Source organism: Streptomyces sp. NPDC001493, assembly GCF_053597235.1.
Map to the genome: position 1 here is coordinate 92726 of NZ_JBSFHV010000010.1, position 24362 is coordinate 117087.

A 24362-nucleotide genomic window follows, 5' to 3' on the forward strand; every position below is an offset into this window, starting at 1 on the left:
GGACCAGTGCAGGCAGTCCAGCGCACTCTGTCGCTGAGCCCACCGGTCCGGTCGCGGCGGGGACTTCCGCCGTCCCACGGCGCTCACTCCGCCCCGGGCCCTTTCCCCGGCGGCCCGCCGCGCAACGGCCCCGGCCCGTCGGCCTCCTGGCAGTGACGGCCACCGCCCCGCTCCGTCGCACGAGACTCCGCGGGCGGCCCGGCTCTGCCCTCCTCGCCGTCTGAACGCCGGTCACTGACCGTCCGTCGATGTCCGCCGGTCACTGTTCGCCTGTCACCCACGGATGCCCGTTGTCCCTTGCCGTCCTCCGCCGGAGCCGGCCGCCCTTCGCCGTCCTCTTCCTCCTCTCCCGAATGGAATCCCCGTGCCCCGTCCGTCCCTGTTCCCCCGTGCCGCCGTGCTGGGCGCCGCCGCCCTCTTCACCCTGGCGGCCGCGTTCCCGGCCCAGGCCGCGACGGCCTTCGGCCCGTTGCCGCCGCACAATCCGTACAGCGGCCCCCAGGGCACCGCGACCATGCACGGCGACACCGGATCGTCCGACGCCACGCCGCTCCCGGGACCGGGGGCGGGTTCGCTGACCTCGAAGCGGGTCGCCCTCCAGTCCGCCTGCCCCACGATCCTGGTCGGCTCCGACGGCTACCCGGTCGCCCTGTGCACACCGATCTTCGGCCAGGTGCCCACCGTGCATCTGCTCGACCCCGCGTCCGGCGAGTCGCTGACGACGCTCACCATCGCCAAGGGCTCGCTGCTGGGCGGGGTGTACGCCTACCTCGACGACCAGGACCGGCTCGTCGCGGTCGACGGGAACCGCACCCTGCTCCGCATCGGCCACCGCCGTAACGCTTCGGGCAACTGGGAGCTGTACGTGGCGAGTTCGCTCTCGCTGGCCGGGGCCGTCCCGGAGGGCGACGCCGTCACCGGGGTTTCGCCGGACTGGCAGGGCCGGGTGTGGTTCGCCACCGGCCGTGGCGTGGTCGGTACGGCGGACGACCGCACCGGCACCGTCCGCTCGCTGGCCCTGCCCGCCGGGGAGCGCGTCGACAACTCGATCTCGACGGCGCCGGAGGGCACTTCGGTCGCCACCAGCCACGCCACGTACCTGCTGAACGCGGCCGCGGACGGCACGCCCACCGTCACCTGGCGGCAGCCCTACGACCGCGGGCCCGCCCGCAAGCCCGGCCAGCTGAGCTGGGGCACCGGTTCGACCCCGACGTTCTTCGGCCCGAACACCGGCACCGACTACGTCACCATCGTGGACAACGCCTCGCCCACCGAGAACCTCCTCGTGTACCGGACCGACACCGGTGCCCAGGTCTGCTCGGTCCCGGTGCTGAAGTCCGGCAGCGGAAGCGAGAACTCCCCCGTGGCGGTGGGCAATTCGGTCTTCGTCGCCAGCACCTACGGCTACCCCTACCCGGCGCTGCCGGAGAACGCCGGCACCAGCGTCCCCGCCTCCGCCGACTTCACGGGCGGCTTCAGCCGGGTCGACGTGCGGGCGGACGGTTCCGGCTGCGACCTGAAGTGGGACACCAGCATCCGCTCCTCGGCCGTGCCCCGGCTCTCCACGGCCGACGGTCTCCTCCACACCATCGTGCGCAGCCCGCTCATCCCGGGTACCAACAGCACGTCCATCCTGGACAACTTCGCCTACGCGGAGATCGACCCGGCGACCGGCAAGACGGTCCGCACCAAGTCCGTCGGCACCGGTTCGCTCTTCGACTCCCTCCAGATGGTGGGTTCCATCGCCCCGGGTGGCGTGGTCTATCAGGGGACGATCACCGGAGTGGTGCGCATCGCCAACGGCTGACCGGCCGAGGGCCGGGGAGCGGCGTCCGCGGGAAACCGCCCCGCCTCCCCCCGGCCCTCCACCGCGTGTCAGGACGCCGCCGGCACTCCCCGGGGGGCCGGCAGGAACCTCGTTCCCCGGAAGTACGTCAGGTAGCGGGTCACCACCTCGTCGGTGAGCGGCGGCAGGCGGACGCCGAGGGCGGCCACCGCCTCGGCGGTGCGGCCGGAGTCGAAGCGGCGGTGGTCCGTCGCCCCGCCGCCCGCCCGCTCCCCGTCGCCGAGGAACAGCTGGGCCGCGTTGTCCGGCTGGGCCGCGACGCGGGCCTGCCACTCCTCGGCGGGGAGGGTACGCACCTCGTGGCCGAGGCGGACGGCCGTCTCGAAAACCCGTTCCAGGCCTGGCGCGTCCGGGTTGGTGTGGTGGTACGTCCCGCCGGCCGGCCCCTTCGCGAGGACGAGCGCCACCACCGCCGCGCTGACGTGGTCCACGGGCACCCAGTCGGTCGAGCCGTGCGGCAGGTCCGGCACCGCCTCCGCCTGCAGGCATCCCTTGATCAGCTGCCACAGCAGGTCCCGGTCCTGGCAGGCGCCGGTCGCGGTGTCGCCGCTGATGCGCCCGGGGCGGTGGACGGTCACCGGCAGTCCGCGCTCCCGGGCGAGGCCGACGAGCCCCTCGGCGACCCATTTGCTCCGCGCGTAGCCGTCCGGCAGTGCGGCGGCCGGGCCGGTCGGGCTCGTCTCCGTGAGGGTGACGGGGGCGGAGGCGGGGGCGTGGACGCCGGTGGTCGAGACGTAGTGCATCCCCGGTGACGCCGAGTCGGCGAGCAGGCGCAGCAGCTCCTCCGTCCCCGTGACGTTGGCCGCGCGCAGGTCTTCGTACGGGGCGGCGAAGTTGACGTGCGCGCCGTTGTGCAGGAGGGGGCCGAGGCGGCGGACCAGGGCGGTCCGGTCCTCGGGCGACAGGCCGAGGCCGGGGGCGGCGAGGTCGCCGGGGACGGGGTGGATCAGCTCGGCGTACCTGGGCTGCCAGAGCCCGTAGCGCTCCAGGTTGGTGCGCAGCCGGTCGGCGGCGCGGGGTGCGTCCTCGGCCCTTACCAGGCAGTCGACCGGGCCGCCGGTGGTCTCGATGAGGTCGCGCAGGAGGTAGGCGCCGAGGAACCCGGAGGCGCCGGTCAGCAGGGGGCGGGCGGACGGCCGGGCGGGGCGTCGGGCGGGCGCGGGCAGCGGGGCGTTCCGGCCGGCGCCGGTGATGTCCGGGGCGAGGCGGACCTCGGCGGCGAGGTCCGGCCCGGCGGTGGTCTCCGACGGGCTCTGCTCTCCGGCCGCGCTCGCCAGGAGGCGGTCCACCCCTTCGACCGTGGGTGCCGCGAACAGGGCGCGCAGGGAGGGGCGCCGGCCGCAGCGCTCCTCGATCCGCTGGGCGAGGGTCACCGCGAGCAGGGAGTGGCCGCCGAGGGCGAAGAAGTCGTCGGTGACGCCGACCTCGTCGATGCCGAGGGTCTCCGCGAACGCCTCGCACAGGGCCCGTTCGCGGTCCGTGCGCGGGGCGCGGCCGCCGGCCGGCGCGGCCCGGTCGGGTGCGGGCAGGGCCCGCCGGTCGGTCTTGCCGTTGGGGGTCAGCGGCAGCGCGTCGAGGCGTACGAAGGCGGCGGGGACCATGTGGCCGGGCAGGGCGGCGGCGAGGTGGGCGCGCAGCTCGGACGCGTCGGGTCCGGCAGTGCCGTCGGCCGGGACGGTGTACGCGACGAGGCGACGGTCGCCGGGCCGGTCCTCGCGGACGACGGCGCAGGCCGCCGCCACGCCGGGCAGGGCGGTGAGCACGGCCTCGATCTCGCCGAGTTCGATGCGGAAGCCGCGGAGCTTGACCTGGTCGTCCACGCGGGAGACGTAGACGAGTTCGCCGTGTCCGCCGCCCGGTCCGCCGCCGGTGGTCCACCGGACCAGGTCGCCGGTGCGGTACATCCGGCCCCCCGTGGGGTCGGCCGGGTCGGCCACGAAGCGGGTCGCGGTGAGACCGGGCCGGTCGTGGTAGCCGCGGGCGACTCCCGCCCCGGAGACGTACAGTTCGCCGACGACGCCGGGCGGGACGGGGGCGAGCCGGTCGTCCAGGACGTGGACCCGGGTGCCGTCGACGGGGACGCCGATGGGCACCGTGCGGTCGGGGGCGAGCGGTCCTTCCGGGTGCTGGGCGGCGCTCATGGTCGCGCAGACGGTGGTCTCGGTGGGGCCGTAGGCGTTGACGAGGAAGCGGCCGGCCGCCCAGTCGCGCACCAGGGCCGGGGTGCACGCCTCGCCCGCGAGGACCAGGGTGGTTCCGGTGGGCAGCGAGCCGGCCGGCATCACCGCGAGCGCGGCGGGCGGCAGCGTGAGGTGGGTGGCGCCGCGTTCGCGGACGGTGGCGGCGAGGGCGGGACCGGGCAGCAGGGCGTCACGTTCGTCGATCTCCAGGCAGGCCCCGGAGAGCAGCGCCATGCAGAGTTCCCAGAACGCGGCGTCGAAGCTGACGGACGCCATGTGCAGCACCCGGCTGTCCGGGGTGACGCGCAGCCGTTCCCGCTGGGCCCTGGCCATGGCTCCGGCGCCCCGGTGGGTGACCACGACGCCCTTGGGCCGGCCGGTGGAGCCGGAGGTGTAGATGACGTACGCGGGGTGCTCCGGGAGCGGGCGGCGGGCCGGGGCGGCACCGTCGCCGGGGCCGTCGGGGTTGCCGGGGTCCGTGGCGTGCAGGTGGGGCACCGGGGTCGCGGGGAGCCGGCGGTGGAGGTCGGGGGTGGTCAGGAGCAGGCGCGGGCCGGCGTCTTCGAGCATGTAGGAGAGGCGGTCGGCCGGGTAGTCGGGGTCGAGCGGTACGTACGCCGCCCCCGCCTTGAGGACGCCGAGGAGGCCGACGAGGAGGGCGTGGGTGCGGGGCAGGGCGACCGCCACCCGGTCCTCGGGGCCGATGCCGAGGGCGGTGAGCTGACGGGCGAGGGCATCGGCGCGGGCGTCGAGGGCGGCGTACGTGAGGGTGGTGCGGGCGTCGCGGACGGCGGGCGCGTGCGGAGTGCGCCGGGCCCACTCCTCGTAGAGCGAGACGACGGTGGAGCCGGGCAGGTCGTCCGCGGGGCCGGTGCCCCAGGCGGTGAGACGGGCGCGTTCGGGGGCGGTGAGCACCTCGTACGTGGTGAGCGGGCGGTCCGGGTCGGCGGTGACGGCGTCGAGCAGCAGGACCAGCCGTTCGGCGAGGCCGTGCACGGTCACCGCGTCGAAGAGTTCGGTCGCGTAGTCGACGGTGGCCGCCATGCCGTCGGGCGTCCCGCCGGCGTCGCGGGTCTCGGTGAAGGTGAAGGAGAGGTCGAACTTGCTCACGGCCGTGTCGACGGGCACGGGCGTGACGGTGAGGCCGGGCAGGTCCACGGGGGCGGCCGGGGTGTGGTTCTGGAGGACGAGCATGGTCTGGAAGAGCGGGTGGTGGTTCTGCGAGCGGGCGGGGTTGAGGAGTTCGACCAGCCGCTCGAAGGGCACGTCCTGGTGCGCGTACGCGGAGAGGTCGAACTCCTTGACCCGGCTGAGGAGTTCGAGGAAGGTCGGGTCGCCGGAGAGGTCCGTGCGCAGCACGAGGGTGTTGACGAAGAAGCCGACGAGGTCGTCGGCCGCCTCGTCGGTGCGGCCGGCGACCGCGGTGCCGAGCGGGACGTCGTCCCCGGCTCCGTGGCGTGAGAGCACGAGGGAGAGGGCCGCCTGGAGCACCATGAAGACGGTGCTGCCGGTGGCGCGGGCGAGTTCGCCGACCCGCCGGGCGGTGGCGGGGTCGAGAGCGAAGGCGTGGGTGGCGCCGGTGTGCCGGGAGACGGGCGGGCGCGGACGGTCCCAGGGCAGCTCGACGGCCTCCGGCAGACCCGCCAACGCGGTTTTCCAGTAGGTGAGCTGACGGTTCACCAGTTCGTCCGGACCGCCGCTCCCACCATCGAGCAGGCGGCGCTGCCAGAGGGCGTGGTCCGCGTAGTCCACGCGGAGCTCCGTCCAGGCGGGGGCCTCGGCGCGCAGGCGTGCGCGGTAGGCGGCGGAGAGGTCTCTGGCGAAGGGCGCCAGGGAGGAACCGTCGGCCGCGATGTGATGGATCACCAGGACCAGGACGTGCGCTTCGTCGGCGAGGCGCAGCAGGGTCGCCCGGACGGGGAGGCGGTGTTCGATGTCGATCGGCTCGGTCGCGCACGCGCGGACGCGGTCGGCGAGCTTCTCCTCGTCGGCTGCCTCAACGACGAGCGGGAGCCGCAGGTCACCGGGGTCGGTGATGTGCTGGCACGGGGCGCCGTCGCGCTCCGGGAAGACCGTGCGCAGGGAGGCGTGCCGGATGACGACGTCGTGCAGTGCCCGGCGCAGGGCCTCGGTGTCGAGCGGCCCGTCGAGGCGTACGGCGAAGGGGATGTTGTACGTGGCGGAGGGGCCTTCGAGCCGGTGGAGGAACCACAGGCGCTGCTGGGCGTAGGAGAGCGGGAGCGTCGCGGGGCGTTCTTGCGGGGCGAGGGCGGGGCGGGCGGGGCGGCGGGCGTGTTCCAGGGCGGTGGCGAGCGTGGCGACGGTGGGGTTCTCGAAGAGGGTGCGGATGTCCGCCTCGGTCTCCAGCGCGGTGCGGACCCGGCCGACGAGCCGGGTGGCGAGCAGTGAATGGCCGCCCAGCGAGAAGAAGTTGTCGTCGGCGGCGACGCGGTCCACGCCCAGTACGTCGGCGAAGAGCCCGGCGAGGATCTCCTCGTGGGCGCCGTGCGGCGGCCGTCCGGCCGGTGCGGTCGGCCGGACGGGCGCGGGCAGGGCCTGCCGGTCAAGTTTGCCGTTGGGGGTGAGCGGGAGCGCGTCGAGGGGCTGGATGGCGGCCGGCACCATGAAGGCGGGCAGATGGCGTCCGACGTGCGCGGCCAGCAGGCCCGGGTCGGGGGTGCGGCCGGGGGCGGGGACGACGTAGGCGGTCAGGGTGCGGTCGCCGGGCAGGCCCTCGCGGACCAGGACGCAGGCGGCGCGTACGGACGGATCGGTGCGGAGTACCGCCTCGATCTCGGCGGGTTCGATGCGGTGGCCCCGCAGCTTGATCTGCTGGTCCGTCCGCGCCAGGTGGTGCACGGTGCCGTCCGGGTCGCGGCGGACCAGGTCGCCGGTGCGGTACATGCGGGTTCCGTCCCCGGCGAAGGGGTCGGCGACGAAGCGGGTGGCGGTGAGCCCGGGGCGGCCGAGGTATCCGCGCGCGACGCCGGGCCCCGCGAGGTACAACTCCCCTTCGGCGCGCGGCGGTACGGGGTTCAGGGCGGCGTCCAGGACGTGCGCGCGCATGCCGTCGAGGGGCCGGCCGATGGGGGGCACCCCGTCGGGCGCGTCGCCGGGGTGGACGCGGTGCCGGGTGGCGAAGGTGGTGGTCTCGGTCGGCCCGTAGATGTTGAGGACGGCGGTGCCGGGGTGGGCGGCGGCCAGCCGCTGGAGGACGCCGGGTGCGGCGGCCTCGCCCCCGGCGGCGACCAGCCGCAGCAGGCCGAGGGCGCCGGGGTCGGTCTCGGCGACGACGTTGAACAGGGCGGTCGTCAGGAACGCCGCGGTCACGCCGTGCCGGGCCACCAGGTCGCGGATCGCGGCGGGCTGGAGGGCCCCGTCGGGGGCGAGGACGACGCGGCCCCCGCGCAGGAGGGGCACCCAGATCTCGAAGGTGGAGGCGTCGAAGGCGTACGCCGAGTGCGTGAGGACGGCGTCCGCGACTCCGTCGCCCCAGGTCCGGTCGGCCGCGAGAGCGGTGATGTCGGCGTGGGTGACGCCGACGGCCTTGGGCAGTCCGGTGGAGCCGGAGGTGAACATCACGTAGGCGAGGCGGGCCCCGCCCCCGGCGGAGAGAAGCGCGTCGGAGGGGAGCGCGCCGGGGGCGTCCGGGGCTCCGTGCAGCACCCGGCCGGCCGGGTCCACGGTCACCACCGTTGTGCCGGGCGGGAGTTGACGTACCCAGGGGTGCGTACGGGCGGTCTCGTCGACGACGAGGACGCGCGGGGAGGACACCTCCGCGACGCAGGCGAGGCGCTCGACGGGCCAGCGCGGGTCGAGGGGTACGTAGGCGGCACCCGCGCGCAGGGCCGCGAGGGAGGCCGTGACCTGGGCGGTCGAGCGGCCCACGAGGATGCCGACGCCCCTCTCCGTACCGGCTCCGAGTCCGGTGAGCACCCCGGCCAGTTCACCGGACAGGCGGAGGAGTCCGCCGTACGTGAGCTCCTCGCCGGCGCCGGTGACGGCGACCTCGTCCGGCTGCCGGGCGGCGATGCGCGCCACGGCCTCCGGGACGCTCGCCCCCGTCGCGCCGGGCGGGAGTCCGGCACCCCGCCCCTGCGCCAGCAGCGTCTCCCGTTCGCCGTCCAGGAGGACGGGCACGGCGTCGGCGCGCAGGTCGAGCCCCTGGGCCATCGCGGTCAGCAGCCGGCGCATCCGGGCGGCGGTGCGGGCCACCTCGTCGTGGCCGAGGACGGCGGCGCGGTGGCCGAAGGTGATGCGCAGGGTGTCGCCCGGGGCGATGGTGAGGGTGAGCGGGTAGTGCGCGGCGTCCGTGCCGCTGAAACCGGTCACGGCGAGGCCGGACAGCCCCTGCTGTGCGGTGCGCAGGGCTTCCGCGTCCAGCGGATAGTTCTCGAACACCGTGAGGGTGTCGAAGAGTTCGTCCAGGCCGGTGACCTCGCGGATCTCGGTCAGCCCCACGAACTGGGCTCCCAGGAGCCGCCCTTGCTCCTCCTGGAGGCGGGTCAGGAGGGTGGCCAGGGTGTCGTCGGCGGCCGGCCGCAGCCGTACCGGCACGGTGTTGATGAACAGCCCGACCATCGACTCCACGCCGGGGATCTCCGGCGGACGGCCGGAGACGGTGGTGCCGAACACGATGTCGGCGCGGCCGGTGAGCCGGGTGAGCAGCAGCCCCCAGGCGCCCTGGACCAGGGTGTTGAGGGTGAGCCGATGGGCGCGGGCCGTCTCGCGCAGCCGGGTGGTGGTGGCCTCGTCCAGGTCGAGGACGAGCGTCTCGGGGAGCTCGGCGGAGGGCTGATCCGCGGAGGCGGGTGCGCCGTGAACTCCGTGACCACCGCGCCCGGCGAGCAGGGTCGGGGCCTCGATCCCGGCCAGCGCGGTGCGCCAGGCGTCGAGGGCTTCGGCGCGGTCCTGCTGGGCCAGCCATGCGAGGTAGGTGCGGTACGGGGCGACCCGGGGCAGCGCGGAGTCGTCGCCCCCGGTCGCGTACAGCTCGAACAACTCCCTTACCAGCAAGGGCATCGACCAGCCGTCGAGCAGGATGTGATGGGCCGTCATGACGAGCCGGTGGTGGCGCGGGGCGGTGCGCAGCAGAGTGAAGCGCATCAGGGGCGGGGTGGCGAGGTCGAAGCGCCGGGTGCGGTCGGCGGCGAGGAACGCGGTGAGGCGCTCCTCGGTGGCCGCCGGGTCGTCGGGGCCGGTCAGGTCCACCTCCTCCAGCGGCACCGGCACCCGGGCGGCGACGGCCTGGACGGGCTCGGGCAGGTCCTCATGGAGGAAGCCGACCCGTAGATTGGCGTGCCGCCGCAGCAGGGCGCCGGCGGCGGCGCGCAGCGCGGGGACGTCGGGGGTGCCTTCGAGGTCGAAGACGAACTGCGCGGTGTAGACGTCCACGGCGTGGGAGTCGTACAGCGCGTGGAAGAGCATGCCTGCCTGCAACGGCGTCAGCGGCAGTACGTCCTCCAGCTGGAACCCGTTCACTTGCGTCCACCCCACTTGTTCTGCAGTCGGTCGATCTGGGCCTGGTCGAGGGAGACCAGGGGAAGGTCGGAGGGCGTCCAGCCGCTCGATTCGGGCCGTTCGGCGTGTTCGGCGAGCGCGCCCAGGGCACGGGTGAACGCGTCGGAGAGGGCTTCCACGGCGTCCTCGGGAAGGAGGTCGGCGGGCCAGGTCCAGCGGGTCACCAGGGTCGGGCCGCCCACGCCGTCCTCGGTGTGGGCGTTGATGTCGAGCACGTGGTGGACGGGCATCGCGGGGTCCTGGGCCCGGGGCCCGCCCCCGTCGAGCAGGACCTCCCAGTCGGCGGCTCCGGCCGCTTCGGACGAACCCGCGTACCTGCCCAGGTAGTTGAAGCCGATCTGGGGGTCGGGTGCGGCGGCCAGCCGGGGGGCGGTCGTCGCGTTGAGCCGGCGGAGCATGCCGTGGCCGACTCCGTGGTCGGGGACGGTCCGCAGCTGCTCCTTGACGCGTTTGAGGGCGCGTTCGGCAAGGGCGGCGTCGAAGCGCCCGGGGGTACGGGGGTCGAGGGGGCCGGGGTCGAGGAGGACCGGGTAGAGGCTGGTGAACCAGCCGACGGTACGGGACAGGTCGAGGCGCTCGTCGATCTGCTCCCGGCCGTGGCCCTCCAGGTCGACCAGGACACCCGTTCCCACCGGGCCGGCTCCGCCGGAGGCGCGTTCGGCGCGCCAGGCGCTCACGGCGAGGGCCAGACCGGTGAGCAGCACGTCGTCCACCCCGGCGTGGAAGGCGGCGGGGACGGCGGTGAGGAGGGGCTCGGTGCGAGCGGCGGGCAGCCGGGTGACGAGGGTGCGCGTGCGGCCCGCGGTGTCCCGGGCGGGGTCGAGCGGGCGGAGCCCCAGCTGCGGGTCGGGGGTGCCCGACATCGCTTCCCAGAGCGGGAGTTCCGCCTCGCGTGCGGGGTCGTGCGCCTGGGCGGCGAGGAGGTGCGCCCAGTGCCGGTAGGAGGTGGTGACCGCGGGGAGCCCGGGCCCTCCGGGACTACCAGCGCCTCCAGGCCCTCCGGGGCCTTCGGTGACGGCCCGCCAGGCGGTGGCCAGGTCGGCGGCGAGGATGCGCCAGGAGACGGCGTCGACGGCCAGGTGGTGGACGACGAGGAGCAGGCGTCCCCGCGCGCCGGGTCCGGCGTCGCACCAGACGGCCTCCAGGACGTTCCCGTCCGCGGGGCTGAGCCGTGCGCGGGCCTCCTCACCCGCCTCGGTGACGGCGGCACGGACGGCGTCGGCGCCGAGACCCGTGACGTCGATCCGGGTGAACCGGTCGCGGGCGAGGACGGAGCCCGCCGGGAGCGCTTCGAGGACGTCCTCGCCTCCGGAGGGGCGTCCGACCCGGAGACGGAGCATGTCGTGGTGGTCGATGAGGAGTTGGAGGGCGGCGGTCAGTGTGTCGGCACTCGCCCCCGCGGGTGTGCGCAGGGCCCCGGACTGGTTGTAGCCGTCCGTCGGTCCGGGGCGCTCCAGGAACCAGGCGACGATGGGCGTCGCCGGCATCGTGCCGGTCCCCCGCTCGGTGGGCGCGGGGGTGTCCCGGCCGGGCTCGGCGCCCTGGTCGAGCGCGGTGGACGCGGCGGCGATGGCCTCCGGGGTGCGGTGGACGAAGACGTCACGGGGGGTGACCCGCAGGCCGGCCTCACGGACCCGGCTGACGAGCTGGATGGAGAGGATGCTGTCGCCGCCGAGGGCGAAGAAGTCGTCGTCGGTGCGGACGACCGGTGCGCGCAGGACGGCGGCGAACACCTCGCAGAGCACCTCTTCCCTCGCGGTGCGCGGCCGGCCGCCCGGACGTTCGGCGGCGGGCCGGGCGGGGGCGGGCAGGGCGCGCCGGTCGGTCTTGCCGTTGGGCAGCAGCGGCAGCGCGTCCAGGGTCACGAAGACGGCGGGCACCATGTACGGCGGCAGCGACTCGGCGATCCGGGCGCGGAGTTCACGCTCCGCGGGGGCGGCGCCGACGCGCGGGGCGGGGACGGTGTAGGCGACCAGACGCCGCTCGCCGGGCCGGTCCTCGCGGACCAGGACGCAGGCGGTGGCGACGGTGTCGAGCGCGGTGAGGGCGGCCTCGATCTCCCCCGGCTCGATGCGGAATCCGTTCACCTTGACCTGGTCGTCGGCGCGCCCGACGTGGGTGAGCAGGCCGTCGGCGTCCCGCCGGACGAGGTCGCCGGTGCGGTACATCCGGCTTCCGGCGGGGCCGTACGGGTCGGCGACGAACCGCGCGGCGGTCAGCCCGGGGCGCCCCAGGTAGCCGCGGGCGAGTCCGTCGCCCGCGAGGTGGAGTTCCCCGGTGACTCCGGTGGGCACCGGTCGCAGACCGGCGTCGAGCACGTAGGCGCGGGTGTTGTCGACCGGGTGGCCGAGCGGAACGCTCCCCTCCCCCGCCGGTCCGTCCGCTCCGGCGGTCCTGTGGTGGTGGGCGGTGGCGTCGATGGTGGCCTCGGTCGGCCCGTAGAGGTTGTGCACCTCGGTACGCCACTCCCGGCCGACGCGTGACGCCAGGGCCCGGGGCAGTGGTTCCCCGCCGCAGAGGACGGCCCGCAGGGTGTCGGGCGCCGCGTCCGGGCCGGTCTCGGTGAGGACGACGGAGAGGTGCGAGGGCACGAACTGGGCGAGGGTCACGCCCTCGGCGCGCATCCGGGACAGCAGCCCGGCGGGGTCGTGGTTGAGGGCGGGCGGCACGGGGCAGGTGGAGCCGCCGTGCAGGAGTGGCAGCCAGGTCTCCCAGACCGAGGCGTCGAAGCTCGGCGAGGTGCGGGCGAGGACCCGGTCCTCGCCGCCGAGACCGAGGTGGTCCGCCATCCACGCCATGTGGTTGGTGAGGGAGGCGTGGGTGACGACCACGCCCTTGGGGCGGCCGGTGGAGCCCGAGGTGTAGATGACGTACGCCGCGTCGCGCGGGTCGGGCCCGGCGCCGTCCGGCGCGGGGCGCCCGGTGGACCAGGCGGCCCGGTCGTCGAGGGCGAGGCGGGGCAGGGCGGGGCCGGGGCGCCCGGCGCGGGCGCGGCGGGCGTCAGGGGCGTCGTGGGTGAGGAGCAGCGCCGGGCGGGCGTCTTCGAGCATGTGGGCGATACGCGCCTCGGGGTACTCCAGGTCGACGGGCAGATAGGCGGCCCCGGCCTTGGTGACCGCCAGCATCGCGAGGACATGGTCGGCGGTGCCTTCCAGCGCCAGGGCGACCAGATCACCGCGGCCGATCCCCCGGTCGTGCAGGTGATGGGCCAAGTCGTCCGAGAGCAGGTCGAGTTCGGCGAAGGTGATGCCGTCTCCGCCGTCGCGTACGGCGATCGCCCCGGGGGTACGGGCGGCCTGCGCGCGGAACGCCTCGGGGGCGGTACGGGCGGCCGAGGGGCGGGTGGGGCCGTGGGCGACGCGGGCCAGGCTCCGCCGCTCGTCCGGGTCGAGCACCTCGACGGTGTGGACGCGCCGGCCGGGGTCGGCGGCGAGCGTGTCGAGGAGGCGGGTGAGCCGGGCGGCCAGGGTGTGGGCGGTGGCGGGGACGAAGAGTTCGGTGGAGAACTCCAGGACGCCCCGGAGGCCGGCGGGGTGGCCGGACGCGTCGTGGGTCTCGGTGAAGGTGAAGGTCAGGTCGAACTTGCTGATGCCGGTGTGCACGGGTTGTTCCGTCACCGTCAGGCCGGGCAGGTCGATCGCGGCGTCGCCCTGGTTCTGGAGGACCAGCATGGTCTGGAAGAGCGGGTGGTGGTTCTGGGCGCGTACGGGGCTGAGGGCGTCCACCAGCCGCTCGAAGGGCAGGTCCTGGTGGGCGTAGGCGGCCAGGTCGAAGTCGCGTACCCGGTCCACGACTTCGCCGAAGGTCGGGTCGCCGCTCAGGTCGGTGCGCAGCACCAGGGTGTTGACGAAGAACCCGACCAGGTCGTCGAGTGCCTCGTCGGTGCGGCCGGCGACCGCGGTGCCCAGCGGGATGTCCTCGCCGGCGCCGTGGCGGGAGAGGAGGACCGACAGGGCGGCCTGGAGGACCATGAAGAGGCTGCTGCCCCGGGCCCGGGCGAGGCCGGCGAGCGCCCGGTGGGTGTCGGGGCCGACGGTGAAGGGGTGTGCGTCGCCGCAGTGGGCGGGTACGGCGGGCCGCGGCCGGTCGCAGGGCAGTTCCAGCAGGTCGGGGGCGCCGGCCAGGGCGGTGCGCCAGAAGGCGAGTTGGCGGGCGGCCTGGCCGGCGTGGTCGTCCTCCTCGCCGAGCAGGGCGCGCTGCCAGAGGGTGTAATCGGCGTACTGGACGGCGAGTTCGCTCCAGCCCGGTTCCTCTCCCCCGATCCGCGCCCGGTACGCCTCGCCCAGGTCGCGGGCGAGCGGGGCGAGGGACCAGCCGTCACCGGCGATGTGGTGCAGGACCAGGACGAGGACGTGGGATTCGGGAGAGAGCCTCATCAGCCGTGCCCGCACGGGGAGTTCGGTGCTCACGTCGAAGGGGTGCGTGACCTCGGCGGTGAGTACGTCGTCGAGGCGGGCGGGGTCGGTGTCGCGGGGTGTCAGGTCGAGGTCGGCTCCGGTGGCGTCGAGCACCAGCTGCCGGGCGATGCCGTCGGTCTCGGGGAAGACGGTGCGCAGGCTCTCGTGGCGCTCGACCACGTCCGCGAGGGCGTTCTCCAGGGCTCCGGTGTCGAGCGGGCCGTCGAGGCGGAGTACCAGCGGCACGTTGTACGTGGCGCTGGGGCCCTCCAGCCGGCCGAGGAACCAGAGGCGTTGCTGTGCGAAGGAGAGCGGCAGCGGGTCGGGCCGTTCCCCGGTTCTCTCCAGGGGTCTTCTGGCCTGCTCGGCGCCGTGCAGTGCCGCGGCGAGGGCGGCCGGGGTGGAGTGCTCGAAGAGCTCCTTGACGGGGACCTCCACGCCGAGCACGGTACGGATGCGCGCGGCGAGGCGGGTGGCGAGCAGGGAGTGGCCGCCGAGGGCGAAGAAGTCGCCGTCGGAGTCGAGTCCGTCGAGCCCGAGCACGTCGGCGAAGAGTCCGCGGAGGATCTCCTCGCGGGCGCTGCGGGCCGTGCCGCCGCCGGTCCTCCGGTTCTGCTCCCCGAGGACGGGTGCGGGCAGCGCCCGCCGGTCGACCTTGCCGTTGACGGTCAGCGGCAGCGCGCCGAGCAGTACGAACGCGGAGGGCACCATGTACGCGGGCAGGGACCGGCCGAGCTCCCGGGCGAGGTCGGCGGGCGCGGGGAGGGTACGGGCGGTGGGCACCACGTAGGCGACGAGGCGCCGGTCGCCGGGGGTGTCCTCGCGGACGACGGCGAAGGAGTCGGCGACCCCCTCGCAGCGGGCCAGAACGGATTCGATCTCGCCGAGTTCGATGCGGTAGCCGCGCAGTTTCACCTGTCCGTCCGCGCGGTCGACGTAGGCGATCCGCCCGTCCCTGGTCCAGCGGACGAGGTCGCCGGTGCGGTACATCCGGCTCCCGGCGGGGCCGAACGGGTCCGCGACGAAGCGGCCGGCGGTCAGGGCGGGCTGCCCGGTGTAGCCCCGGGAGACTCCCCGCCCGGCGAGGTACAGCTCGCCCACGACACCGGGTGCGACCGGGCCGAGGGAGCCGTCGAGCACGTACAGCCGCATGCCGTCCAGCGGGCGGCCGATGGGCGGCGGTCCGGCCGGGAGGCCGGCGGTCACGTCGTGGCGGGTGGCGAAGGTGGTGGTCTCGGTCGGTCCGTAGACGTGGAGGACGCGCAGGCCGGGGGTGGCCCCCGCGACGCGCTGCATGGCGTCCGGGGAGGCGAGCTCGCCTCCGGCGCACAGGAGGCGGAGCCCCCGGAACGCTTCCGGAGCGGTCTCGGCGATCACGTTGAAGAGCGCCGTCGTCAGGAAGACCGCGGTCACCCCGTGTTCCTCGACGGCATCGCCGAGGGCGCGGGCTTCCAGCACCCCGTCCGGTGCGACGACGACCTTGCCGCCGTGCAGGAGCGGGGCCCAGATCTCGAAGGTGGAGGCGTCGAAGACGTACGCCGAGTGCATCAGCACCGCGTCGGCGGCGCCCTCGCGCCAGGCGGAGTCCTCGGTGAGCGCGGCCACGTCGGCGTGCGTGACGCCGACGCCCTTGGGCACACCGGTGGAGCCGGAGGTGAACATGGTGTACGCGAGTGCCTGCGGCCCCGGCACGGCGACCGGGCGGCCCGGCCGGTCGGGGCCGCCGCGCAGGACCCGGCCGAGCCGGTCCACGACCAGGACCGGCAGCCGGCCCGCGGTGGCGGTCACCCAGGGGGAGGCGTGGGCGGCTTCGTCGACGACGAGGACCCGCAGCGACGCCACCCCGGCGACCTGGTCGAGACGCTCCTCGGGCCAGCGGGCGTCCATGGGGACGTAGGTGCCGGCGGCGCGGACCGTGCCGAGGGAGGCGGTCACCACGGCGGGCGACCGGGCGAGCAGCACGCCGACTCCGGACTCGGGTCCGATGCCGAGTCCGGCGAGCGCGCCGGCGAGGTCGGCGGAGAGCGTGTCGAGTGCGGCGTAGCTGAGGGTGGTGGCGCCGTCGGCGACGGCGGCGGCGTCCGGTGTGCGGAGGGCCTGGGCCGCGAAGAGGGCGGGCAGAACGGTGTCCGGTGCGGGCTCGCCGAGCGGGCGGCCGGTGCCCCAGCGGGTGACCCGGGTGTGTTCGCCGGGCGTCAGCAGGTCGTGGCCGGCGAGCGGACGGCCGGGGTCGGCGGCCACCTGCTCCAGGAGGCGGACGAGCCGGGCGGCGAGTGCTTCGACGGTGTCCGGGTCGAAGAGGGCGGTGGCGTACTCGATCCCGGCCGAGAGGCCGCCGCCGTCGCGCTCCTCGGTGAACGCGAAGGTGAGGTCGAACTTGCTCAGCCCGTTGTGGACGATCCGGTCCTCCACGGTGAGGCCGGGGAGTTCGGGGCGGACGGTCTCCTGGTTCTGGAGGACCAGCATGGTCTGGAAGAGCGGGTGATGGTCGCGGGCCCGGACGGGATTGAGGCTCTCCACCAGCCGTTCGAAGGGCACGTCCTGGTTCCCGTACGCGGCGAGGTCGAACTCCCGCACCCGGTCCAGGAGTTCCCGGAAGCTCGGACTGCCCGACAGGTCCGTGCGCAGGACCAGGGTGTTGACGAAGAACCCGACCAGGTCCTCCAGCGCCTCGTCGGTGCGTCCGGCGACGGGCGTGCCGAGCGGGATGTCGTCGCCCGCGCCGTGCCGGTGCAGCAGGGCGGCCACCGCCGCCTGGAGCACCATGAAGAGACTGCTCCCCGATTCCCTTGCCAGGATGAGGAGTTGTGCGTGGAGCGCGGGTGGTACGTCGAAGGCGTGGACGTCTCCGCGCGGGTCGGCGGTGACCGGGCGGGGCCGGTCCAGCGGCAGGTCGATCAGGCCGGGCAGCCCCGCGAGGGCGGTGTGCCAGTGCTCCAGCTGCCGCCCGAGCGCGCTCCCGGGTGCGGCGTCGTCGCCCAGGACGGCGTGCTGCCAGAGGGCGTAGTGGGCGTACTGGAGCACGGGGCCGCCCGTCGCCCACGCGGGCTCCCGGCCGGTGAGACGGTCCCGGTACGCCTCGCCCAGGTGCCGGGCGAGCGGGGCGAGGGACCAGCCGTCGCCCGCGATGTGGTGCACCACCAGCAGCAGGACATGGTGGTCGGGGGCGGCGCGCAGCAGCAGGGCGCGCAACGGCAGGTCGGCGGTGACGTCGAACGGCAGGCGCACGGCGTCGAAGACGGCCTCCTCCAGGTCGTCGGGGGCTACGTCCACGACCGGAAGTGCGGGGGTGGCGTCGTCCGCGTCGATGATCAACTGGTGTGGTGTGCCGTGCTGTTCGGGGAAGAGGGTGCGCAGCGACTCGTGCCGCCCGACGACGTCCCCGAGGGCGGCGCGCAGTGCGTCCGTGTCCGGGGTGCCGTGGAGTTCGAGGACGAGCGGGATGTTGTAGGTGGAGCTGGGGCCTTCGAGCCGGTTGAGGAACCAGAGCCGTCGCTGGGCGAAGGAGAGCGGCAGCGGATCGGGTCTGCGCTCGGCCGGTACCACGGGAGGCCGGGTCCGGGCCGCAGGGTCGAGGGCGCGGGCCAGCCCAGCGACGGTCGGGTGCTCGAAGAGGGTGCGTACGGCGATCTCCGCGCCCAGGACCGCGCGGACGCGGCTCACCACGCGCATGGCGAGGAGCGAGTGTCCGCCGAGGTCGAAGAAGCTGCTGCGCGGGCCGACCCGGGGCCGGTCCAGCACGTCGGCGAAGATCCCGGCGAGCAGCTCCTCCCGGAGGCTGAGCCGTCCCGGTGCGGCCGGTCCGCCGGTCTCCGGACCGGGTTCGGGCAGGGCGCGCCGGTCCACCTTGCCGTTGGGCAGCAGGGGCAGGGCGTCCAGCACGACGACGGCGGAGGGCACCATGTGGTGCGGGAGGGCCTCGGCGAGACCGTCGCGCAGGGTGAGGGGGCGTACGGCGGGGTCGTCGGTCACCGCGTACGCGACGAGGCGGCGCCGGCCGGGGGCGTCCTCGCGGATCACCGCGCAGGCGCCGGTGACACCGGAGTTCGCCAGGAGCGCGGCTTCCACCTCGCCCAACTCGATCCGGAAGCCTCGGAGTTTGACCTGGTCGTCGGCGCGCGACTGGTAGTCGAGCAGCCCGTGTCCGTTCCATCGGACGAGGTCGCCGGTCCGGTACATGCGGGTGCCGTCGGCGGTGAAGGGGTCGGCGGGGAAGCGTTCGGCGGTCAGACCGGGCCGGTGCAGGTAGCCCCGGGCGAGGTTGGGCCCGGAGAGGTACAACTCCCCGGTGACGCCGGGCGGTACGGGGCGCAGCCGGCCGTCGAGGACGTAGGCGCGCATGGTGTCCACGGGCCTGCCGATCGGGACGGTCTCGGCCGGGGAGGCGGTCCGGGTGCGGTCCTCGCGGTACGCGGTCGCGTCGATGGTCGCCTCGGTGGGGCCGTACAGGTTGTGCGTTTCGGCGCCCCAGCGGGCGGCGATCTGGTCGGCGAGGGCGCGCGGCAGGGGTTCGCCGCCGCAGAGCACGGCGCGCAGCCGGGGCAGCGGCGCCCCGTGGGCCGCCTCGGCGAGGACGTGGGTCAGGTGCGAGGGCACGAACTGGGCGACGGTGATGTCGAACCGGCCCATCCAGTCGACGAGTTCGGCGGGTTCGCGGTTGGCCCCGGGCGGCAGGACGCAGACTTCGGCGCCGTTCATCAGCGGGAGCCACAGCTCCCACACGGAGGCGTCGAAGCTGGTGGAGGTGCGGGCGAGCACCCGGTCCTCGCCGGTGAGGCGCAGGTGGTCCGCCAGCCACGCCATGTGGTTGGCGAGCGCGGCGTGGGTCACGACCACCCCCTTGGGGCGGCCGGTGGAGCCGGAGGTGTAGATGACGTACGCCGGGTCGTCCGGGTGGGGCGTGTGCGGGGCGGGCGGAGCGGCCCGGTCCGCCGGTGCGTCGAGGGCGAGCCAGGGCAGGTCGACCGGGGGCAGCGACGCGCGGGTGGCGGCGGTGGTGAGCAGCAGGACCGGCCGGGCGTCGTCGAGCATGTGGCGGATGCGGGCCGCCGGGTACTCCGGGTCGACGGGTACGTAGGCGGCGCCGGCCCGAAGTACGGCCAGCATGGCGACGACGGTGTGGACGGAGGACGGCGCGGCGATGGCCACCCGGGCCTCGCGGCCCGCGCCCCGTTCGCGCAGGGTGTGGGCGAGGTCGTCGGCCCGGGCGTCGAGCTCCGCGTAGGTGAGGCTGGTCAGCTCGTCGCGGACGGCGACCGCGCCGGGGGTGCGGGCGGCCTGTTCGCGGACCGCCTCGGGGGCGGTGAGGACGGACAACGACCGCTCCTTGCCCCGGCCTTGGGCGAGAATCTGGTCCCGTTCGGCCGGTCCGAGCGGATCGAGGTCCCGGACGCGGCGGCCGGGATCGGTGACGGCGAGGGTGAGCACGCGGGCGAAGCGGGCACTCAGACCGTGGGCGGTCGCCGCGTCGAAGAGGTCGGTGGCGTACTCCAGATAGCCTCCGATTCCGGCGGACTCGCCGTCAGGGCCGTTGAGTTCGGTCAGCGAGAACGTCAGGTCGAACTTGCTGATCCCGGTGTGCCGGGACCGGTCCCGGGTGGTGATGCCGGGCAGGTCCAGGGCGGTCCGCTCCTGGCTCTGGAGGACCAGCATGGTCTGGAAGAGCGGGTGATGGCCGCCGGAGCGCTCGGGGTTGACGGCCTCCACGATCCGTTCGAAGGGGAGATCGCCGTGACCGAAGGCGGCGATGTCGAACTCTCGGACGCGTTCCAGGAGTTCACTGAAGGTCGGGTCGCCGGAGAGATCCGTGCGCAGGACGACGGTGTTGACGAAGAACCCGACGAGGTCGCCGAGTGCCTCGTCGGAGCGGCCCGCCGCGGCAGTGCCCAGCGGGATGTCGGTGCCGGCGCCGTGCGCGTGCAGCGTCACCGCCAGCGCCGCCTGGAGCACCATGAAGGGGGTGCAGCCGGCGGCGCGGGCGAGCCGGACGAGCGCGGCGTGCTCGGGCGCGGGCAGCGCGAAGGGGACGGCGTCGCCCCGGTGGCCGGGCACGGCGGGGCGCGGCCGGTCGAGGGGCAGGTCGAGCAGGTCGGGTGCACCGCGCAGGGCCTCTCGCCAGTGGGCGAGCTGGATCGCGGCGAGGCTCTCCGGGTCGGTGTCGTCGCCGAGCAGCCGGCGCTGCCAGAGGGTGTAGTCGGCGTACTGCACCGGCAGCGCGGGCCAGTCGGGGGTGCCGGTGCCCTCGGTTCTGGCACGGTAGGCGGCGCCGAGGTCGCGGACGAGGGGGGCGAGGGACCAGCCGTCGGCGACGACGTGGTGGAGGACGAGGACCAGGAGGTGGTGGTCCGGGGCCTCCTGGAGCAGGTGGGCGCGGACGGCGAGGTCGCCGGTGAGGTCGAAGGGCTCGGCGATCAGCCGGCGGACGGTCTCCTCCGCCCAGGCCCCGGCCGCCCCGGCCGCTCCCACAACCCCGGCAGCTCCCACAGCCCCGGCAGACCCAGCCGCACCGGAAGCCCCGGCCGCCCCGGAACCGGCTTCCCCGGCCGGGGGGCGCCGGACGACGAGCGGGACCAGCTCCGCCGCGACGGCGGCGTCCAGGACCTCCTGACGGGGTACCCCGTCGTGCTCGGCGAAGACGGTGCGCAGGCTCTCGTGCCGGGCGACCACGTCGGCCAGCGCGCCCCGCAGGGCCACCGTGTCGAGCGGGCCGTCGAGCTCCAGGACGAGCGGGACGGTGTACGTGTCGCCGGGACCCTCCGCCCGGTTGAGGAACCAGAGGCGCTGCTGCGCGTAGGAGAGCGGCACCGACTCGGGCCGCCGCTGCGGCGTGAGGGCGGGCCGGGCGGAGCCGGCGGTGTCGAGGGCGGCGGCGAGCGAGGCGACGGTGGGGTGGTCGAAGAGGGTACGCAGCCCGAGTTCGGTGCCCAGGGCGGCGCGCACCCGGCCGGTGAGACGGGTGGCGAGCAGCGAATGGCCGCCCAGGGAGAAGAAGTTGTCGTCGGCTCCGACGGCGGCGACGCCGAGGACGTCGGCGAACAGGCCGGCCAGCACCTCTTCGTGTGCGGTGCTCGGGGCGCGCCCCGTGGTGGCCGCGGCGGGGGGTGCGGGCAGGGCGCGGCGGTCGACCTTGCCGTTGGGGTTGAGCGGGAGGGCGTCGAGCGTCACGAACACGGAGGGCACCATGTACGCGGGCAGGGCGCGGCCCACCCGCCGGGCGAGCGCCGTGTGGTCGGGCCGGGTGCCGGTGGCGGGCACGACGTACGCGACGAGGCGGCGGTCGCCGGGTATGTCCTCGCGGACCAGGACGCTCGCGGCCACCACGCCCGGATCGGCGAGCAGGGTGCCCTCGATCTCGGCGGGTTCGATGCGGTACCCGCGCAGCTTGACCTGCCCGTCCGCGCGTCCGACGTACTCGATCTCGCCGCGCGCGGTCCAGCGGACGAGGTCCCCGGTGCGGTACATGCGGGCCCCGTGCGGACCGTGCGGGTCGGCGACGAACCGGCCCGCGGTCAGCGCGGGGCGCCCCCGGTAGCCGCGTGCGACGCCGCGCCCCGACACGTACAGCTCCCCCACCACGCCGGGAGGCACCAGGCCGAGGTCGCCGTCGAGGACGTGGAGCCGCATCCCGTCGAGCGGGCGGCCGATGGGCGGCAGCCCGCCCGAGTCGGCGGCGACCCGGTGGCGGGAGGCGAAGGTGGTGGTCTCGGTGGGCCCGTACACGTGCAGGACCCGGGTGCCGGGCGCGGCGGCGGCCACCCGCTGCATCAGGTCCGGGGTGGCGGCCTCGCCGCCCGCGGCGACCAGCCGCAGCCCGGCGAAGGCCGCGGGATCCGCCTCGGCCACCACGTTGAACAGGGCGGTGGTGAGGAAGAGCGCGGTGACTCCGTACCGTTCGACCAGGCCGGCGAGGACGGGTGCCTCCAGGACGCCGGGGGGCGCGACGACCACCCTGCCGCCGTGCAGGAGGGGAACCCAGATCTCGAAGGTGGAGGCGTCGAAGACGTACGCCGAGTGCAGCAGCACCGCGTCGCACGCCCCGTCCCGCCAGGCGGAGTCGGCGCTCAGCGCGAGGACGTCCGCGTGAGTGACGCCGACGCCCTTGGGCAGCCCGGTGGAGCCGGAGGTGAACGTCACGTAGGCGAGCCGGTCGGCGTGCGTCACGTCCGGCACCCGTCCGGGACGCGGTGGGGCGCCGCGCAGTACCCGGCCGAGGGCGTCGACGACGACGACCGGCAAGATGGCCGCGGTCACCTTCACCCAGTTCTGTCCGGCGGCGCCCTCGTCGACCACCAGGGCACGGACCCCGGCGACGCCCGCGACACGGTCGAGGCGCTCCTGGGGCCATGCGGCGTCCATCGGTACGTACGCGGCGCCCGCGCCGGCCACGCCGAGGGTGGCGGCCACCACCGCGGCGGAACGGTTCACCAGGACGCCGACCCCGTCCTCGGCGGTGAGCCCCCAGCCCGCCAGCGCTGCGGAGATCTCCGCAGCGTGGTGCGCCAGCTCCCGGTAGGTCTGTGTGACGGCACCGTCCACCACCGCGGGGGCGTCCGGGGTGCGGCGCACCCGCGCTTCGAACGCCTGCGGCAGGCTCGTGGCCGGTTCCGGGACCTCCAGGTCGGCGCCCCGGCCGTGGGCGAGGAGTTCGGCGGCGGTCTCGGAGTCGAGCAACGGCAGCTCGCGCAGGGGGGTTTCGGTGTCCGCGCCGGCGAGGGCCTTCAGGAAGGAGATGACGGCGCGCTGGCTCAGCGTCACGTCCTCGGGGCGGTAGAGCTCCTGGTTGGCGTCGAATCCGATCAACGGACCGGTTCCCTCGGAGCGTTCGGAGACGAAGAGCGAGACGTCGTCGACCGGGCCGATGGAGAGCAGGCGGGAGGTGGCGGGGCTGCCGCCGAAGTCGAGGTCGTACGCGTACCCCATGATGTTGACGACCACGTCCGTCAGACGTGCGGCGTCGTCGGCCATGTTGAGTTCGCGGGCGAGCTGTTCGCGGGAGAAGCGCCGGTGGCGCAGGGCTCCGCGCATCTCCGCGGCGACGGCGCGGACGAGTGCGCCGACCGTCATGTCGGTGGTGATCTCCAGCCGCAGCGGCAGGATGTTGGCGGTCATGCCGACGATGTGCCGCAGTCCGCCGTGGCGGCCGTTGGAGGCGAGGCCCACGACGACGTCCCGGGTTCCGGTGACCCGGCCGACGTAGGCGGCGACCGCGCTCACCAGCACGGCGGACCAGGTGGTGCGGTTGGCGGCGGCCAGCCGGCGCAGGTCGTCGAGGACGGAGACGGGCAGGGTTTCTCCGGTGTGCAGTTTCACGCCGTCCGCTCCGCCGGGAGCGACGGGGACCGGGGCGTCGGTACGGCGGCGGATGAGCGGCGTACCGCCCCGCGCGCCGGCCCCGCTGCCGGAACCGGTCGCGTCCGCCGCACGGTCGGCGAACCTGGCGGTCCAGTGGGCCCGGTCGGCCTCGTACCGGTCGGAGTCGAGGTAGGCCGCCTCGTCCGCGAGGAGGTCGGCGAGCGGGGCGGGGGGCAGCTCGGTCCCGGCGATGTCCTCGCCGCGCAGGGCGCGTGCGTAGAGGTCGGCCACCATGCGGGCGAAGACGGCACCGCCGAGGCCGTCGACGACGACGTGGTGGAAGCGGATGTACCAGTAGTGCCGACGGGGTCCGAGACGCAGCAGTACCAGACTGTGGCGCGGGGCTTCGATCCGGTCGACGGTGGCCATGTCGTCGGCCAGGTAGCGCTCGGCCGCGGCGGCGGGGTCGTCGGTGCCGGAGAGGTCGACCAGGCGGAGCCGGTCGGCGGCGGCCCGGGGATGCGGTGTGACCCGTTGGCGTACGGCACCGTCGTGGACGAGGAACTCGACGTTGAGGCTGTCGCAGAGGGCGACCGCACGGGCGACGGCGGCGGCGAACGTCTCCGCGTCGAGATCGCCCCGGATCTCGAAGCACTCGGCGATGTTGAACTTCGGGCTCTCCGGTTCGACCAGTTGGCCGTACCACACACCCTGTTGAGCAACGGTCAGCTCGAAAAGCTCTGCGGGAATCGGACGAGACGGGATCGAGTCGTTTTCATGCATGCCGGTCGACACCTTTGGGGAGAGATTTTGGGGACGACGGAGAAGGCGCGGAGGAACCCGCCGCGCCGGTGTGCACATCGTCGGCAAAGAGGACCGCCGAAGCGGAAAGAAGAGTCGGTGCACCCCGTACAGGAAGGATTCACCGGGGTATCGCGCCGGGCGCATTCATCCGGCGCACACCCCGTGGTCCCCTTCCGCCCAGGGGGACCGCGCGACGAATCGCCGATGTTCTCTGAGTGACTCGGAGAATCCGCACAGCGGCACAGGAATGACTTCAGCCGAGCACGAATCGAATTCCGGCCACACCCTGGCCGATTCCGTTCGAACTAGAACCATCAAAGCCCC

Annotated in this window: 3 protein-coding genes; 1 reads left to right on the forward strand and 2 read right to left on the reverse strand. The window is 74.8% G+C overall.

Annotated features, from left to right (window positions below; genetic code table 11):
• The first annotated feature begins 364 nt into the window (after nt 1–364).
• A complete protein-coding gene (locus ACWCWD_RS16505) occupies nt 365–1807 on the forward strand; it encodes a hypothetical protein (RefSeq protein WP_450773507.1) in 1443 nt (480 codons plus the stop codon).
• A 68-nt stretch (nt 1808–1875) separates the two neighbouring features.
• Here ACWCWD_RS16505 and ACWCWD_RS16510 read toward each other — a convergent pair whose 3' ends face one another.
• Both ACWCWD_RS16510 and ACWCWD_RS16515 read right to left on the reverse strand, forming a co-directional pair.
• Nucleotides 1876–9507, reverse strand: coding sequence for an amino acid adenylation domain-containing protein (locus tag ACWCWD_RS16510; RefSeq protein WP_450773508.1), 7632 nt, complete (start codon nt 9505–9507; stop codon nt 1876–1878).
• A complete protein-coding gene (locus ACWCWD_RS16515) occupies nt 9504–24017 on the reverse strand; it encodes an amino acid adenylation domain-containing protein (protein WP_450773509.1) in 14514 nt (4837 codons plus the stop codon). Before ACWCWD_RS16515 ends, ACWCWD_RS16510 begins: the two co-directional genes overlap by 4 nt.
• Nucleotides 24018–24362: the final 345 nt, after the last annotated feature.